Below are 15,554 nucleotides of genomic sequence, written 5' to 3' on the forward strand. Positions count from 1 at the left end.
TATCGAACCGACGTCAGATAGTTGGGCGGACGGCCTATAGAAGGACCCATCCGCTGACCATCCCCGAGTTCACCGCAATATGCGGGAAAGGATGACGGCTGTCATATCAACTGGCGTGCATTAGTTCCCATTGCTGCGCGAGAACTTTCAATCTTGCGACAACATCATCCTGGCTCGACATCGAAATATTCACTGTGCCAGGCTGACCCGATGGAGCGCCGTGCGTGTATTCTTGCCCCCTACTGGACTGCGCCGACCGCTGTTCGAGCATCTTTTGCAAGAAGAAGGGGTCCGCATTCAGAGCCTGCAGAAATGGACGGTTCACCGTCGTCGAACGGGCATTCATGACGAACTCACCGTCTGACAGGTAGGCAGGAATTTTGTCACCGATCGACGAGCCAGGGCCCTTCACGTCACCGCCCGCCGCGAATCGATTGCCGGTGAAAATCTCCCCGAGTCTACCCAGAGACTCAGCCGCCCTGTTCAAAATCCAGCCCTGGACATTGGAAGCGCCGCCGCTGTACAAGTCCGAACTCACGGGGCCTGCGGCCGTCCTCGGGTATGGCACATTACCCTTAGATGGGTCCTCATTAACCAGCGTGTAGCGTAGGGAAATCGGGTCGGTAAAGGGATTGTAGGCATCAACCGCCGATGCATCCATATCCTCTACAAAGCGAGCCCAATCGTCGGGATGCATAGTTTGGCATCCTGCGCTGGCAACGTCGCCGGTACGCCCACTATGCCAGAACATGGACTCCCCACCTTTCCCCCAGGAATTTTCGTAAAAGAAGCCATCGCGATCCGTGTCGTACTCGGCCTGCGCCTCTGCACCCGCTGGCATTCCGAATACATTGCCGTCACCGACTGTTGAGTTCTTCTTGCGATCCCATCGATGCTCGAGATAGTAGCTACCTGCAGGAAGCCGACCCAATTCCCTGAGGGTGTCGTTATTTACATCTTCAGTTGCATACTTGTCATTGAGGTATTTCGCCGTGGGGTCGGTATTCACCCGGTAACGACTGACATGTTTCGTGCCACCGTCATCAACCCAAAGCAGTACAGCGGTATCGTCGTAAACACCTTTACCATCGTTGGCATAGGTGCTCGTCTCGTGGCGTACTGACACCAGGTTCTTCTTGCCGGCTTCCGCCTCAAATATGCCGTTATTCCGCTGCACCATCGCTTTGTAGTAGTCGTACTCGGCATCGGCGGCCAGTTGGACGATCTGCGATTTGAGCGGACCCGGCTCCGGAAGGTCGCCGTCTGCGTCCCGGCGTCGCGAAACCTCGCGTACGTCCACGGGAGGCGGCATTTTGATAAAGTCCCTCAGCAACTTCCGGCCGTCGCGAGATTCGCCGGTTTCTCCCCTGGACATGATCTATTTCCTTTCATAGCCGGTAGTAGTACCACGAATTTCCGAGATGCACATAGTCATGGCCATATTCACCGTCCGCGCGACTACCATTCGGTAGGTAGAGAAATCCGCTACGGGCCCACGGGTAATGTTTGAGCAAGTCGAATTGACATGCCCCATCGGACTCGCGCTCGACGTGATGGAACGTGTAGGCGCCGATCTTTTCGCTCTTATACGGAACTCCCGACCGCCCACTGTCGAGTTGGTCGCACGCGGCGGCGGCATGATCCATGGCACCTCGCGACATCATCCAGCCGATCCGACCAGGGACCTGAGCCCATGTCAATGCCACTGTTGCCGCGATAAATATGGGCACCAGTAGCCCCAACCGCCGCCAACCCGGGTACTTCATGTGGCCTACGAGAGCAAGCACCAACCACGCCAGCACCGGCAATACCAACGCGACCCCGACAGGGATCACCACTTGGATGTCATCGAACGCTGTCACATCTGCCCACATGAGCCATAGACAGCACACGAACGTCAAGGTGGCTGTCGCTGCCATCGCCACTTCCCACGCGAGCGGAACTGCTTGTCTTGGAACCGAATTGACACTCATACACGCACAAGCTACCGGACACTTCGAGGATCGATCGTTCTTGATGCCCGACAGGAGTCGAGGGCAATCAGCTCACGAAGACAGACAGATGCAAACCCGCAGAGAGCATTTGACCGGTGCCGTTTTGACGCATCTGCACATCGAGGACATCACCGGCACGCAGCACGGGTTGCGAGGTGAGCGGAATGGTAACCGGGATCTCCGCAGCCAGGTTCGTTCCCGCAGTCAGCGTAAGACTCGCGAAGGTCTGCAGCACAACACCGTTGCGGAGCTGTCGAACAGCGAAAGTGGCGTTGTTGGTCGCGGCACCGGCGATCGTGGCGTACGACGGAGGTGCGACAAGCTGGACGTCGGTCACGGTGTCGCCGCTGTAGAAGGCCGAGGAATACACCCCGGCCAAGGTGGTGGTGTCAGCCCCGCCGGCAGCTTGGGCCGGCAGAGTTGCGGAGTAGATCATTCGTCCTCCCAGGTGGATGCAGTGAACTCGTCGATGAGGTTTTGCATCGACTCATCTCGTTGAGCGTCGCGGACGAGGTCCACCGCGGTGACGGGGCGGGGCATCGGCGAAACCCGAGGCGGGTCGCCCCCGGCGGTTGCGATCACTGCGGCCTGCACACCTTGGAGTGCGTCGATAATCGACAGCAGCAGGTAGCTGTCGATGGTGTAGCCCTCCGGCGTGGGACCGGTGGACTCGGCCTTCTCCTCGTACAGATCGAGCTTGTCCTCGGCTTGTTCAGCGGCGAGCATCTGCTCGGCGAGCTCTTGGTCCATCGCCAGCGCCGACCGGTATTGCGAACCGTGCGGCAGCCTGTCTTTGAAGGCCCAGATGGTGCGCCAATCGCGGTTGCGGATTGTGGTGGGCCCGAAGCAGTCCCGGATGTCGATGCCGCGCTCGAGCAAGTCGTAGTCGAGCGCGGCACCGAAACGTTCCCAGAACTCTACGAGCCCTGCGATCCCCCCGGCAGCTCCGAGGAGCCCTGGCCGAAGAGGTGAGCGTAGAGGTCCTTCTGGAAGGCATACCACTCGTCGAGCGGCCGATCAGCGAACAGGTTCTCGACAGCTTCGTACTGGTCGCCCAACACGATGGCCATCTGTTCGTCATCGCTGGCAGTCCGGCGCAGGGCAAGGACCTGGCTGCGGGTCACCGGCGCGATCGCGATGTTGTCTGTCAGGCGGTAAGGCGCACGTCGGCGCGGGGCGAGCTCTTGCTGCAGCTCGTAGAAACGACCGCCGACCTTGTCCTGGTCGGCCGCTTCGGGCGTGGATGCCATGATGTCAATTCTCCGGATTATGTTGTGTTACTGGGACTTCGAAATGCGGCGCTGCGAGGTCTTCGCCACTTCGGCCTTCTCGGCGTGGCCGAGCTTGAAGACGGCGTTCACGTATTCGGAGGCGCTGGAAACGATGTAGTCGTTGACGCCGTCGGTCATGGTGACGGGGTACTCGGTGGGGATGGCGGACACGGTGGACCCGCTTTCTTCTCCGGCAAGAATGGATAAGGAATGTGTGTGGGGCGTACCATGACCGGAGACACATGACACGCCCCACGCCCGAGCCAGGGACTCGGGAGTTCAAGAGGCCGTCGGAGAACGGCCGGGGGCGGATTACACCGCGTTGGGGATACCGGTCTGGGCCAGGATCTTCTTCCAGCCCGAACCGCCGAAGCCGTGGGCGATGGCGTAGCCGGCGGTGTCGTCCTTGAACGCGACCATGGTCAGCTTCTGGGCGAGAACCTCGGTCGGGTTCCACTGCTCGCCGCCGTACTTGCTGACCGCGACCTTCGGCAGCACCTTGTAGACGTAGATCGGGCTGGCGTCGTTGCCGTCCTTGCCGATGATGATCGCCGAGTAGTAGGTGATCTCCTCGGATGCCGGCTGGGCGAAGAACACTTCGCCGGACGTGGCGTTGGCCTTGATGGCCGTCAGGGCGGTGCCGGTAGCCAGATTCAGGGTCAGCGCGGTGGTCTGCTGCGGCTGGAACTCGATCGTGGTGATGTCACTGGTGACATCGTTGCGCACCGGCTGCAGTTCACCGTAGGACTCGATCGGGGCCGCGGTGATGCCGCGGGCGAAGGCCACACCGGTCTTCTTGTCGATCAGGCCGACAGGCTGGTAAGCGGGCGGAAGCGTCTGCAGAGCACCGGTAGCGTCGGTCAGTGCCGACGGCGCCGCGGTGTAGTGGGGTGCGATGAAAACGGCCGCGTCCAGCGGCTTGAGCAGCAGCGACCGCTGCGCGTTCTTCAGCGCGGTGAGGTTGGTGGCAGGCATGTGTCTCCATTCGGGCGCCCGTGAGTGCGGGCACAATTGAAAGAAGCCGGCACCGAGTGGTACCGGCGAAAGCCCCGCCAGGGGCCATAGTTGACCTCTACTGGCGGCGGGCTTCGATACAGAAGGCGATCTCGACCATCTGGTTGAGCGGGTCGAGGTCGGGCACCTCTGACAGACCGCGGCTGCGTCGCAGGATCGGCGGATGGAACTTCGGTTCCTCGGCCACGATCTCCTCGGTGTAGTCGACGAGGACACCGTTGACGTGGCTAGCCGGAGCCTCCAGCAATGCGGTGCGGATCTGCACCGAAAGCTGCTGCGCCTGAGTGCGAGTGACGCCGAAGGCTACGACGCTGACTTTGGCCTTGTAAGTGATCGCGTTGATGTCGAGCGTTCCACCAGTGGTACGCACCCAGATCAAGGGCAGCGTGGACTGCAGGTCCGACGACGTCGCGGGCAACGTGGTGACAGTGGTGGCGATCGGAGTGAACAGGTCGACCATGAACTGCTCGAAATCGGGGAACTCCCCCGGCGTGGGGTAAGTCATTACGCCGCTTCCGGCGCCGGGCCGACTGCCACCTCAGCCTCGAGGGTTCCAGCGGGGGCTTCCGGCGCCGGGATTGCGTCGGCAACCGTCATCGCAACCCCCTGAGCCAGGTTGGCCAGCACATTGACATCTGCCCTCAAGGTCGCCAGCCGACTGACCAAGGCCTGAAGTTCGGTAATGATCTGTTCGGCGAGACCACTGGGATCATCGGAACTTGGCACGAGATTCTCCAAAATATTCGGTTCACGGATAGAACTACAGTCCGAGCAGTGGAAGCAGCAGTGGAAGCACCACGCTGAGCAGTTCGAGGACGTCGACAACGGTGTTGAGCACTTTCATCACCCCCCTTCACTCTTCGGGCACAGGCATGTCAGCGCACGTGGCTGAGATAGGTGGAAAGTCGGTCGCGCAGTGGGTCATTGGTGAGCTTCGGCGCGGAAAATTGGGGATTGATCACATTGATGGTCGTGCTCCGGTCGATGTCCGGGCCCACACGCTGTTCGAGAGAACGTATCTGAGGCTGAACGGCCCTCGGAGCGGTCTGCCGCAGGTCGTTCGATGCCGACGACAGGGTCTGCACGACTGTGGTTACTGTGCTGTTCAACGCGGTGGCAGCACCGGTGACAGCGGCGCTCACGGGTCCGGTTACGGCTCCTGCCAGCTCCGAGATCGCAGCTTCACCACCGGCTGCCTCGATTTCGTTGCGCGTACCTTTGTAAATGTTGTACCAGTTGTTCCATTGCAGGAATGGAAATAGTGAGCCGACCGGAGCTGTCGAGAGGAAGCCTCCGGCATCGGTCGGTCCATGCTCTTCTTCGACCTCGCCGCCCCCTGCGTAAGCCTTCGTCTTGAACATCGCCTTACCCAGCGCTTGCCCAGCGCCGCTGGCCATCGTCGACCATTGAAGGACCGGGGCTAGGCGGCCGGGACGTGAAACCGACAGCGCGCCGTCGTCATAGCTGGGTTGCCGACCTTCCAGTTCTCCGTCGGCGAAGCGCACGAATTGCGCATCATCTCGTACATCTTCGAAAGACATTGTCGACCGTTCATTCGAGTGGGGATTCGAGGGCCTTCAGGCGGTCCAGGATGTCGGCCAGGGCGTCGACTACGGTCATGCCGTCGAGCTGTTCCCAGCCGGCGAACATGCCCGCGTCGCGCTGCTGGCTACCGCACAGCTGCTCGCGGATGTCCTTGACGTCGGTGCCGATCGGGCCGCAGAACGCGGTGATGAAATCCTGGATCTGGGTTACTTCGGATGCGCTCATCGGAGCGTCCTCTCCGTCGATGAATGCCTTTACCTCGCAACGGAACTCGTCCATGTCGATACCGGCGGGGTCGATTTTTCCTTCGTGGGAGTACTCGCGGTGGGCCACGCAGTCCTCGGCGTCGCGGCCGATGCGGGCAAGGATGGCCGCGCAGCCGCGTTTGTAGGCGTCGAGTTGTGCTGGGGTCCAGTCGGTTCCGTCGCCGCGGGAGACGGCTTCGATGCCGATCACGTGGTAGTTGGCGTTGTCGGTGGGCCAGCCGGGCCAGGAGCCGCGGCCCGCGTGCCAGCAGACACCTGCCGCGATCACGCGGAAGGTGCCGTCGCGTTCGAGGACGAGCTGGGCGAGGGGGCCGGGGAGGTCGGCGCGGCCGTCCTGGACGATGCGCCAGTCGTTCTTGCCGCCGCCCGCGGTGTGGTGGCAGAGCACGCCGCGCAGGTCACGGAAGTCGCCGTGGCCTCGCTCGCGCCAGCCTTCGTGTTCGATGACATCCAGCCCGGCATCGCGCAGCACATCGGCCAGCCATACCGGGTCGCCTGTCCAGGCCATGGGTATCTCCTTGTGTGAGTGAAGGTTTGGGGTCCCGCCCTCGTGGACGAGGGGAAGCGCCGAGGGCGGGACCTTCACTCCTGACGCAGCGGCGACGTCTACGACCGCAGACCACCTGCGGGAGACGGGCGCGTCAGGAGCGCGGCATGCGGCGGGCTCGAATCCCGCACCGTGTCGAGTGTTCTCCGGGGGCCGACCGCATGCAGTTCGGGAACGGCGGGGTCGCCGTCAGATTTCTTCTTGGAGGGTGGCGGGGATCTTGTAATCCGCTACCGGGGGCTCCATGCCTGGGACGTGCAGGCGCAGGAAGCCGAGCAGTTCGTCGATGTGGCGTTGAAGTGCGCGGATCAGCCGGATCGCGTCACGGAAACGGAGGTGATCGTCGGCGGCCTGCTCTTCGAGCGCGACCACCCGCTCGCGCAACTTGGCGACTTCGCGGGCCTGCCACGCGGTCACCGCGCCGATGACGGTGGCCAGTGCCATGCCGGTCGCCTGCACGAATTCAGGGCTTAACCACGATGCCATCGGGTTCACCCGCCGATCCGGTCACCGGGGTTACAGCGGGCCTGATGAGTGCGCCCGCGATCACCGGCGTCGCCAATCCGTAAAGGGTTAGCAGTGTTTCGATCCACGCTGCGTCGATCTCGCGACCGAGAAGATAGGCGAGGACACCGGTGACCGCGACGAGTACCGACCGGACCAGCGCTGGCTCTGGGGTGCTGCTGATTCTCATGATGTGTTCCTTCCCACAGGTTTTCGCGGGTCTCAGATGCGCCCTTCGGCGATATCGCGGTTCAGCGCCTGGGCTAGTGCGCGGGCGTGGCCGTAGCGGACGTAGTCACTGGTGTGCCGTCCGTCGAACAGGTAGCCGCGGGCGTAGGCGATAGCGCCGGTCCAGTGGCTCCAGTTCGACGGTGACCACCAGCGCTGCAATTGTTTTCGGGTGGCGGTGTCGAGCATTCGCTGCGCCCAGCGGGCCGCCGAGTTCGCGCTGGCGAAGCTGAAGAAGGCGCTCAGATCCGCGATAGTCCGCAAGGGATTGCCCGCGGGCAGTGCGGTAATGGGGTCACCGGGTGCCGCGGCCCAATAGGCGGGGATGCCGTCGATCGGTCGCTCGCCGACCACGCCGTAGCCGCCGGGATCGGTGTCGCCGAGGTACTTGCCCGCCGGTCTACGCGGATCGGCGATCAGCGCGCAGGCGATCACCTCACGACCCGGATGTTCACCGCGGCCGATCTCCGCCGCGAGGTCGCCGGCAACCGCCGCACCCTGCGAATATCCCGCCAGCACAACAGGGTTCGGCGATCGGTCGATAGCGGCCAGGAGCGCACGCTTACCTTCGGCGACACTCTCGGCGTAGCTCACATGGGACCCGTAGTCGGCGGGATAAGGGACCATCCGAGGGGTGAACATCGCCTCGTTCAGCGCGTCGGTGAAGGCACCGGTGACACCGTCGCCGCCAGGATTCCAGGTTCCGCCGACCACGAGTACATCGATCGTGCGGGGCGATCCTTTCGGAGACCACAATGACATGTTCGTACCTCTCTGGGTCGTGAGTGGAGGTCCCGTTCCGGCGGAGTGCTCCGCCGGGACGGGACCGTTGCGCCCCTGCGCTGCGACAACGCCTTTCGACCACAGCGAGCTGCGGGAGACGGGCGCGTCAGGGGCGGGCATGCGGCCGGCTCTGAACCCGCTGGAGGAAAGTGTTCGCGTCCGGGGGCCTGCCGCATGAGTTCGAAGTCGGCTGTTAGCGCCAACGACAAAGCCCCCGTGCCGTTTTCACGGAACGAGGGCTCAGTGGGACTTGATTACCGGTGGTGACGGCCGGGCGCCAGCTGGCGCAGCATCTCGCCTGAGCTGGATGTCGGCCGCAAGCACCGGTAGGGGTATTCCGACGGCATCCCGGGCAACCAACCAAGGCGGTTCAGCAGGTGCACCGGTATCACCGCGAATTCCTCGTTCGCCAGGTGCTGTAGTCGCCAACCGAGCAGGAACTCGGTGACACCGAGGAGCGCCGCGACATCGGTGAGGTTGTCGCCGACCTCCATCGCGTCACGCAGGTCGGCGACAGGGATGAGACGGTGTGCGACAACATCGTGGACCTGCATCTCGATCCGGCCGCGCCATCGCTGGCCGTCGAGTGCTGCTGCCAGTTCGCGTGATTCGGCCATCTCGATGTGGGCGACGGCGTGTGCGATGACTTCGTTTCGAACATGACCGGAGAGGTCAGCTTGGATAAGGACCGCACGGTCGGCTACCGACCAATACGACACGAAGTCGAAGACCACGGCCGAATCGACCCGGATTCCTTGATTGAATGCAGATTCTTGGGCATTGAACCCGTTGCGCTGCACCGCGATATCTTGTCGGCCAGGCATCGAAGCATCCGACTCACCTTCATCACCCATGGCAATACACAACTCTCACAACTCGGAACTGACCACGACCCGTCGCATCATCACCACCGGAGACGGTGTCAGATGCCGTGTCAGGTCACCGAGAGGTGGGACGCGTCACAAGGGTCGGCGGCCGGAGCGAACGCCAACGATCCACCGCACCAGCGACGACCTGGAGGTCTTCTACACAGATGTCGGAGAGGTCGACATGGCCGACGCGGTTCCTTCTACCTGGTATCGAGTCGTCTACTCGGGGCCGCCCGCCTTCACGAGTAGACCTCTCCCCGATGGGCTTACCTGCATCGTCGGGAGTAAATGCATCGAATGCATCTGACACAAGGAGAACCTCACCCAGCAGCCGAAATGTCGAGACTCTCGGTCGAGAGCACGCGTCCATTCTAGCGTTGACGTGAACCCAGATCCCGGTCAGGATCCGCGGGGTCAGCGCTCGCTGGCATCGAATCGCGGTGTGCCTAACTACTTTTGGACACGACGAATCCCGCTGGCACTAGTTTGCGTCATCGGCCACAACTTGTCAACACTCACTTTCAGACGGCGCTGAATCCCAGGTAGGGATGGGTATTCCGAAACCGGACGGCAGCCATGCCGTCCCGAATATCGTGCGGCCTAAGCCCTTTGGGCTCCTGGATCGAGCCGGTTCGGGTGCCTGCAACGCCAGCGGGGCGCCGGCAACAATCTGCCGACGCCCCGCTGGGTCACTCTGTTCGCTATGCATCTTTCGCCCGTTGCCGCGACGGAAGGGCACGGTGCGCATCCAGAACCTCACCCACGATGAAGAGCTCCGGCCAGTCCGGCGACCAGGGTCCCGGGACCGGGCTGATCAGGCCGGCCTTGCGGAGTGTGCGCACACGCCGAGCCGTGAGGCTCCGGAAACCGTCACCCAGTTCCTCGGCGAGCTTGCCGATCGCGGCCGCATGGAGGCGAACAGCCCTGGCGCGCAAGACCAGAGCCGCGTCGGCGGGAGCGAGATCGACCGGCGGACACACCACCGCTTCCGCGGCCTCGATCGCCGCGGCGATCTCAGCAGGCGCGGCTTCCACACCTTCCGTCATCGCCAGCGCGATGATGTTGCGCTGCAACCACTCCGCCATGCCACCGATGCTCGCGACCCCGGTGTAGTCGATGGCGCGCTGCTCGCAGACCAAGCGAACCCAAGCCACCACAACCGACTGGAGATGGTCGGCCGCGCGAGCGGCGGCCGGATTGAACGGAAGACGTTGTTCCCGTGCGCCATTGCGCGTGCGGTAGTCCACCGCGCCGAATCGAGTCTGGCGCGTGCGCGCGTCCGACAAGTCCTCGGCCAGCTCCGGGATGTCGCCGAGCATTCGGGCCAGGTCCCGCGCGGCATCTCGATCCAGGTACAGGTGGGTGTCGTCGAGCCACCTGTCCAAGGGGGTCACGCCGCATGAATCCTCACGCATGCGGTTCGACGCCGTCACGGCATCGTATGGGCCCATGTACTTGCTCCTTCGGTCGATAGCGGGCCGGAGCCCCGGTCGTACCCTGCTACGCGGCCGAAATGGGTGGCGCGCCCGGGGCGGTGTCGAGTAGTGGCTCCTACTGGGACCCACAATCGGACACACGTTGTATGCAACGTTGTTGCAACCAGCCTGTCAAGCCGAGTCGGCAAGCCGCCGTACCCAGTCACCAGTCCCCACAAACAAACTCACCTTTTCCCTGTTACGATTTACCAGCCGCGGCGACGTTGGATTCGCAAGTTCGCAGCTGGTGACTACATGCACTTCATGCATAAGTGCAAACAATCTGCTACCCTCGATGCATGGTGAGACAACGGAGCGCGGTGGTCCCCGCCGAGGTCAGCGCCACCCTGCGACTTGCTCGCAAGGAGCGCGAGATGTCGATGGACCGCGCCGCGAAAGCAGCACGGATCAGTACGAGCCTGTGGACGCAGGTCGAGAACGGGACCCAATACAAGCGCGGCCAGAAGGTCCCCGCCAGCACCACGGCCGAGACCTTGCAGGCCATGGCGGCGGCGGTCGGCCTCTATGCCGAACCGCTGCTGACGCAGGCAGGGCTGGACCCGATCGAGACGGAGCAAGTTCGACCGCAATCCACCGAGGGAATCGTCGATCTCTCCGGGTTGTCCGAAGGTGATCTGCGGATTGTCGCCGCTTACGTCAACGGACTTCGGGCAGCCAGGCACAGCTGAGCTCAACGACGAATGCCCCGCTCATCGCGGGGCATTCGTCGATTGCGTACTACGTCAGGCAGCCGGAGGGGTTTCCACCGCCTCCTCCTCCGCCGCTGCCGAACCGCTGGTCAGCGCCTTCAGGATCGTGGCCAGGCTGTCGGCCGAACCGGTCGAGGCCTCATCACCCGTGCCGCTGGTGCCGGTTTCGGTCTCGTCGGCGACATCGGTGCCGGTGTCGGTGCCTGCCGGGTCCTCGGCCGCTGCCGAGCCGCTGGTGAGCGCCTTCAGGATCGCAGCCAGGCTGTCGGCCGAACCGGTTGCGGCCTCTTCACCCGTGCCGCCGGTGGCGGGGTCGGTGGCAGCAGGCGGGACCTCGTCCGCGGTGGCGATGCCCGTGCCGAACATGGCCATCCCGGCGGCGATGACGATGCCGAAGCTGAGCGTGCGAATCTTCTTCATGAAGTGAAACCCCTTGGTGTTAACCATGATTGCCGACTTTATTGCCGACTGAAAATTTCTAACACGGTCGGCGACGCCTCCATAGCCCGCGACATTCGGGGCATTCGCGGAACCATTGCTGCGCGGTTGCCCGTCGCGCGCATGGCGACAGGACTCGTTTCGGGGATCTCATATCGATTGCTCGAAGACCGCCGTTCAGCACCGCGAGCAGGAACTCGAACAAGATCATTGCCGCTGGACAATCGATCAATCGCACGAACCGTGGCTTGGCCCCCGCGGCGAAAGGACGAGGCAGATCACCGCGCCTGTGCCGAACCTTGCTGTGTACCCAGTTACCGCTCGGCTTAGTCCATGATTGATATCACCGTGAAAACCTGTAACAGGTTCAGACGCGTAAACGATTGAGGCGCAGCCAGATTCATAGTTCTCCCGCCGCGCGCAGCACGTACCGGAAAATGTGCTGCTGATTGTCTGCCGGATAGCTGTTTACTCAGGGCCGCATACCTTTTCAGGTATGCGGCCCCTCCGCGTCTGCGATCTCGGTCCGGATGGACGGTCGCTACGACGGGCAGTTGACCGTGTACTCCCATTGGGTGTCATTCGGTCCCGTGACCCGAACGCTCACTGTCGAGGACGACCCCGCGGGCAACGAAACGACCCGAGATCCGGTGCCCTGGTTGGCGTTGTCGCCGACATAGCCGGTGTCGAGCACCTGCCCGCCTTCGTAGAAGACCTGAATACGGTCGGGAATGTTGAGGGTTTCGTAGGTGAGGACGAAGGAGCTCCGCCCGCGCCCTAACGATTCAAGAGTTGGCCCGCACGCTGGAAGGAGACGCCGAGGACCTGTCCGATTTCCCGCAGCGTCAAGCCCTCGTCAGCTAGCCTGCGGGCGGCCCGCTGGGCAGCAGCAGCCGCGGAGGCCTTGATTTCATCGACCTTGGTCAGCAGCCGCTTCGACTCTTCCCACTCCGCTCGAACCGCTTCAGGCAACTCGACTTCGACTTCGACTTCGAACGAATTCGGATTCGCCTCCAGCATCGTGGCAACCAGGTCACGAGCCATCGACTCGACCTCCCGCAGGTTTCGCGCCTGAGTCCACTGGTCGATCTCGGGCACATGGATCAGCCAGAAGCGTCCATCACGCTCCGCATGGGCGGTGTATTTCATTTCCGCCACCATCCTTCTCCGAGTACTTCCTCGCACTGTTTGTAGACCATCTCAGCGTAGCGATTGCCGAGTTCAGCATGCCGACCGATCGGGATCTTCTTGCCTCCCAAGTTGTAGATGGTGTGGTTACCGCCCTCCCGCTCGACCTCCCAGGTCAGCCGTGCAGACTTCGCCGCATCGCCGATCTTCCTCAGTAGGTCGTTCCGCTTCGTCATAAATTATAGTCTAGTCTGCCATTGACAATCAAGTCAATTGTACACTAGACACACCTTTGCGCTTCACAGTACAACAAGGCCCGCACACCCCCCTGGAGTGTGCGGGCCTTGTCGGTGGAGACCTCAGCGCAAGGTGGCGGTGAGGTGGGGGTAGCCCTTTTTGGGGTGCAGGATGGAGAGGTCCCAGCCGGATCCGACCTGGTCGGCGTAGATGTTCACCGGGGACGGGACGAAAATCGGCTTGCCGAATTTGACCGCGTAGGTGGCCTTTTCGGGGACGCGGCCCTCGATGGCGCTGAGGATCGCGGCGGCGGACCACATGCCGTGGGCGATGGTTTGCGGGAAACCCATTGCCTTGGCGCCGATTCCGGAGACGTGGATCGGGTTGCGGTCGCCCGAGGCCGCGGCGTAGCGGTTGACCATTTTCTGATCGACGCGCTGCACGCGCAGCGGGGGCGGCGGGACCTCGTCGGCGGGAGGCGCCGGCTTCGGACCGCCGGAGAGGGAGGTGCGCTGCTGGTGCAGGAGGGTGGATACCTGACGCCAGACAAGTTCGCGGCCCACCCGGATCTCCGTGATCGCGTCTACCAGAAGACCTTTCGGGTGTTCGCGAAGGTTCTCGACGTGTGCGGAGAAGTCGAGGGGCTCGGCGGCCGAGATCTCCCGGGTGCGCTCGATGACGTTCTGGAAGTGCAGCGCACCGACCGCTGTGAACGGGAAGTCCCGCGCCACAAGCAGTTCCATCATCAGCGGGAACGCGAGGATGAAGGGGTACGTCAGCGGCAGGGTGTCGCTGAAACGCAGGCCGGTGGCATGGCAGTAGGCGGCCAAGTGGTCGGGGTCGACCCGCACACCGTCAACGACGACGCGACGGTCGGGCAGGGTCGGCTTGCGAGCCGACAGCGCGGCGGGCAGCGGGATGGCGCCCAGCGCCGCCTTGGCGTACAGGCCGCCGTTCTTGGGAACCTCGGTGAGGGTGATGGTCTGGGTCATCAGGCGCCGATCAGGCTCTGACCGCAGACGCGAACCACGTTGCCGCTCACCGCGTTCGACGCGGGGCTCGCGAAGTAGGCGATGGTCTCGGCGACGTCGATCGTCTGGCCACCCTGCAGCAGCGAGCTCATCAGGCGGCCCGCCTCACGGGTGCCGACCGGGATCGCGGCGGTCATCGCGGTCTCGATGAAGCCCGGCGCCACCGCGTTGATGGTGATGCCCTTCGCGGCCAGCAGCGGGGACTCGGCGTCGACCATGCCGATGACGCCCGCCTTGGACGCGCCGTAGTTGGTCTGGCCACGGTTGCCCGCGACGCCCGCGATGGAGGACACGTCGATCACGCGGCCGCCTTCCTTGAGCACACCCTTGGCGACGAGCCCGGAGGTGATGCGGTGCGGGGCAGCGAGATTGACGTTGATGACCGAGTTCCAGCGGCCCTCGTCCATGTTGGCGAGCAGCTTGTCGCGGGTGATGCCGGCATTGTGGACGACGATGTCGATGCCGCCGAAACGCTCGGTGGCGAAGTCGGCCAGGCGCTCGGCGGCGTCGGGGGCGGTGACGTCCAGGGCCAGCGCGGTGGCGCCGACCTTGTTCGCGGTGTCGGACAGCGCCTCGCCCGCGGCGGGGATGTCGGCGACGATCACGGTGGCGCCGTCACGGGCGAACACCTCGGCGATGGTGGCGCCGATCCCGCGCGCGGCACCGGTCACGACAGCGACCTTGCCCGCGAGCGGCTTGTCCCAAGAAGCCGGGGCGACCGAATCGGCGGAACCGACCCGGATGACCTGGCCGTCGACGAAGGCCGACTTGCCCGAGAGCAGGAAGCGCAGGGTCGACTCGAGGCCGGTCGCGGCGGCGCCCGCTTCGGGGTGCACGTAGACGAGCTGGCCGGTGGCGCCGCGCAGCAGCTCCTTGGCGACCGAACGGGTGAAGCCCTCGAGCGCGCGCTGGGCGATCTGCTCGTCGACCGAGCCGACCAGTTCGGGGGTGGTGCCGAGAACCACGACACGGCCCGAAGGGGCGAGGTTGCGCATCGCGGGCTGGAAGAACTCGAACAGCTGCGCGAGCTTGTCGATCGAGTCGATGCCGGTGGCGTCGAAGACCAGCGCGCCGTACTTGGTGCCCGAGTCGAGCGAGTCCGCGACGGTGTAATCCGACAGCAGCACGCGGACCGGTTCGGCCAGGCGGCCCTTGCCACCGAGCAGGACCGGGCCCGGCAGAGCGGGCTCGCCGGCCTGGTAGCGGCGCAGCTCGGCAGGCTGCGGGAGGCCCAGCTTGCTCGCGAGGAACGCGCCGGGGGCGGAGTGGATGAAAGATCCGTAGAGGTTCGGTGCACCCTTGCTCTTGGCTGCCACTGTTCCTACCTTCTCTGTGGTCGACGAGTTGTGTGATCGTGCTCCGCCCAGTGTCCCCCGTATGAGCGCACACTTGCGGGTACGGTGTCGACAACGAACTTACTCCGGAGTAAGTTTAATGTAAACCGATACGACGCTGTACCCGCACGGGGGCCTGTTCCACCGGCCGGCGTTACCCGGAACCGACGAGACCATGGA

The 15,554-nt window shown here is 63.6% G+C and carries 22 protein-coding genes; 1 reads left to right on the forward strand and 21 read right to left on the reverse strand.

The window, feature by feature from the left end; genetic code table 11:
- Positions 1-106 precede the first annotated feature (106 nt).
- From ACTWPB_RS28280 to ACTWPB_RS28355, 16 genes are all read right to left on the reverse strand, one after another.
- Complete coding sequence (locus ACTWPB_RS28280; protein ID WP_446223505.1) at positions 107-1,375, reverse strand: hypothetical protein; 1,269 nt, start codon at positions 1,373-1,375, stop codon at positions 107-109.
- A gap of 13 nt (positions 1,376-1,388) precedes the next feature.
- Positions 1,389-1,973: a hypothetical protein gene (locus tag ACTWPB_RS28285; protein ID WP_446223506.1), complete on the reverse strand. Its 585-nt coding sequence runs from the start codon at positions 1,971-1,973 to the stop codon at positions 1,389-1,391.
- A 67-nt stretch (positions 1,974-2,040) separates the two neighbouring features.
- Positions 2,041-2,430, reverse strand: coding sequence for a hypothetical protein (locus ACTWPB_RS28290; RefSeq protein WP_446223507.1), 390 nt, complete (start codon positions 2,428-2,430; stop codon positions 2,041-2,043).
- Complete coding sequence (locus ACTWPB_RS28295; RefSeq protein ID WP_446223508.1) at positions 2,427-2,873, reverse strand: hypothetical protein; 447 nt, start codon at positions 2,871-2,873, stop codon at positions 2,427-2,429. The genes ACTWPB_RS28290 and ACTWPB_RS28295 overlap by 4 nt, the downstream gene beginning before the upstream one ends.
- Before the next feature lie 38 nt (positions 2,874-2,911).
- Positions 2,912-3,244 (reverse strand): hypothetical protein, encoded by a 333-nt coding sequence (locus ACTWPB_RS28300; protein WP_101465246.1) that lies wholly within the window; start codon positions 3,242-3,244, stop codon positions 2,912-2,914.
- Between the two features lie 27 nt (positions 3,245-3,271).
- Entirely contained in the window at positions 3,272-3,436 is a 165-nt protein-coding gene (locus ACTWPB_RS28305) for a hypothetical protein (RefSeq protein WP_446223509.1), read from the reverse strand.
- A 141-nt stretch (positions 3,437-3,577) separates the two neighbouring features.
- Positions 3,578-4,240, reverse strand: coding sequence for a phage tail tube protein (locus ACTWPB_RS28310; protein WP_446223510.1), 663 nt, complete (start codon positions 4,238-4,240; stop codon positions 3,578-3,580).
- A gap of 97 nt (positions 4,241-4,337) precedes the next feature.
- Entirely contained in the window at positions 4,338-4,784 is a 447-nt protein-coding gene (locus ACTWPB_RS28315) for a phage tail termination protein (RefSeq protein WP_446223511.1), read from the reverse strand.
- A complete protein-coding gene (locus ACTWPB_RS28320; RefSeq protein WP_446223512.1) occupies positions 4,784-5,005 on the reverse strand; it encodes a hypothetical protein in 222 nt (73 codons plus the stop codon). Before ACTWPB_RS28320 ends, ACTWPB_RS28315 begins: the two co-directional genes overlap by 1 nt.
- Before the next feature lie 149 nt (positions 5,006-5,154).
- On the reverse strand, positions 5,155-5,820 hold the full coding sequence (locus ACTWPB_RS28325) for a hypothetical protein (protein WP_446223513.1): 666 nt from the start codon (positions 5,818-5,820) through the stop codon (positions 5,155-5,157).
- Positions 5,821-5,830: 10 nt separating this feature from the next.
- Positions 5,831-6,598, reverse strand: a complete 768-nt coding sequence (locus ACTWPB_RS28330) for a peptidoglycan recognition protein family protein (protein ID WP_446223514.1) — start codon at positions 6,596-6,598, stop codon at positions 5,831-5,833.
- A 228-nt stretch (positions 6,599-6,826) separates the two neighbouring features.
- Positions 6,827-7,123 (reverse strand): hypothetical protein, encoded by a 297-nt coding sequence (locus tag ACTWPB_RS28335; protein ID WP_378920377.1) that lies wholly within the window; start codon positions 7,121-7,123, stop codon positions 6,827-6,829.
- Positions 7,101-7,331 carry a hypothetical protein gene (locus tag ACTWPB_RS28340; RefSeq protein WP_446223515.1) on the reverse strand — a complete coding sequence of 77 codons (231 nt, stop codon included), beginning with the start codon at positions 7,329-7,331 and terminating at the stop codon, positions 7,101-7,103. Before ACTWPB_RS28340 ends, ACTWPB_RS28335 begins: the two co-directional genes overlap by 23 nt.
- Positions 7,332-7,363: 32 nt before the next feature.
- Positions 7,364-8,131: an alpha/beta fold hydrolase gene (locus ACTWPB_RS28345; RefSeq protein WP_446223516.1), complete on the reverse strand. Its 768-nt coding sequence runs from the start codon at positions 8,129-8,131 to the stop codon at positions 7,364-7,366.
- A 275-nt stretch (positions 8,132-8,406) separates the two neighbouring features.
- Complete coding sequence (locus ACTWPB_RS28350) at positions 8,407-8,976, reverse strand: ImmA/IrrE family metallo-endopeptidase (RefSeq protein ID WP_446223517.1); 570 nt, start codon at positions 8,974-8,976, stop codon at positions 8,407-8,409.
- A 746-nt stretch (positions 8,977-9,722) separates the two neighbouring features.
- On the reverse strand, positions 9,723-10,415 hold the full coding sequence (locus ACTWPB_RS28355) for a hypothetical protein (protein ID WP_446223518.1): 693 nt from the start codon (positions 10,413-10,415) through the stop codon (positions 9,723-9,725).
- 380 nt (positions 10,416-10,795) lie between these two features.
- Here ACTWPB_RS28355 and ACTWPB_RS28360 point away from each other — a divergent pair, with 380 nt between their 5' ends.
- A complete protein-coding gene (locus tag ACTWPB_RS28360; RefSeq protein ID WP_446223519.1) occupies positions 10,796-11,185 on the forward strand; it encodes a hypothetical protein in 390 nt (129 codons plus the stop codon).
- Between the two features lie 54 nt (positions 11,186-11,239).
- Here ACTWPB_RS28360 and ACTWPB_RS28365 read toward each other — a convergent pair whose 3' ends face one another.
- From ACTWPB_RS28365 to ACTWPB_RS28385, 5 genes are all read right to left on the reverse strand, one after another.
- Positions 11,240-11,653, reverse strand: a complete 414-nt coding sequence (locus tag ACTWPB_RS28365) for a hypothetical protein (protein WP_446223520.1) — start codon at positions 11,651-11,653, stop codon at positions 11,240-11,242.
- A gap of 768 nt (positions 11,654-12,421) precedes the next feature.
- On the reverse strand, positions 12,422-12,793 hold the full coding sequence (locus ACTWPB_RS28370) for a type II toxin-antitoxin system HicB family antitoxin (RefSeq protein ID WP_446223521.1): 372 nt from the start codon (positions 12,791-12,793) through the stop codon (positions 12,422-12,424).
- Positions 12,790-13,008, reverse strand: a complete 219-nt coding sequence (locus ACTWPB_RS28375; RefSeq protein WP_446223522.1) for a hypothetical protein — start codon at positions 13,006-13,008, stop codon at positions 12,790-12,792. The genes ACTWPB_RS28370 and ACTWPB_RS28375 overlap by 4 nt, the downstream gene beginning before the upstream one ends.
- A gap of 123 nt (positions 13,009-13,131) precedes the next feature.
- Positions 13,132-14,001: a MaoC family dehydratase gene (locus tag ACTWPB_RS28380; protein WP_446223523.1), complete on the reverse strand. Its 870-nt coding sequence runs from the start codon at positions 13,999-14,001 to the stop codon at positions 13,132-13,134.
- Positions 14,001-15,356, reverse strand: a complete 1,356-nt coding sequence (locus ACTWPB_RS28385; protein WP_446223524.1) for a 3-oxoacyl-ACP reductase — start codon at positions 15,354-15,356, stop codon at positions 14,001-14,003. The genes ACTWPB_RS28380 and ACTWPB_RS28385 overlap by 1 nt, the downstream gene beginning before the upstream one ends.
- Between the last annotated feature and the right edge of the window lie 198 nt (positions 15,357-15,554).

This window comes from Nocardia sp. IBHARD005, assembly GCF_052814245.1.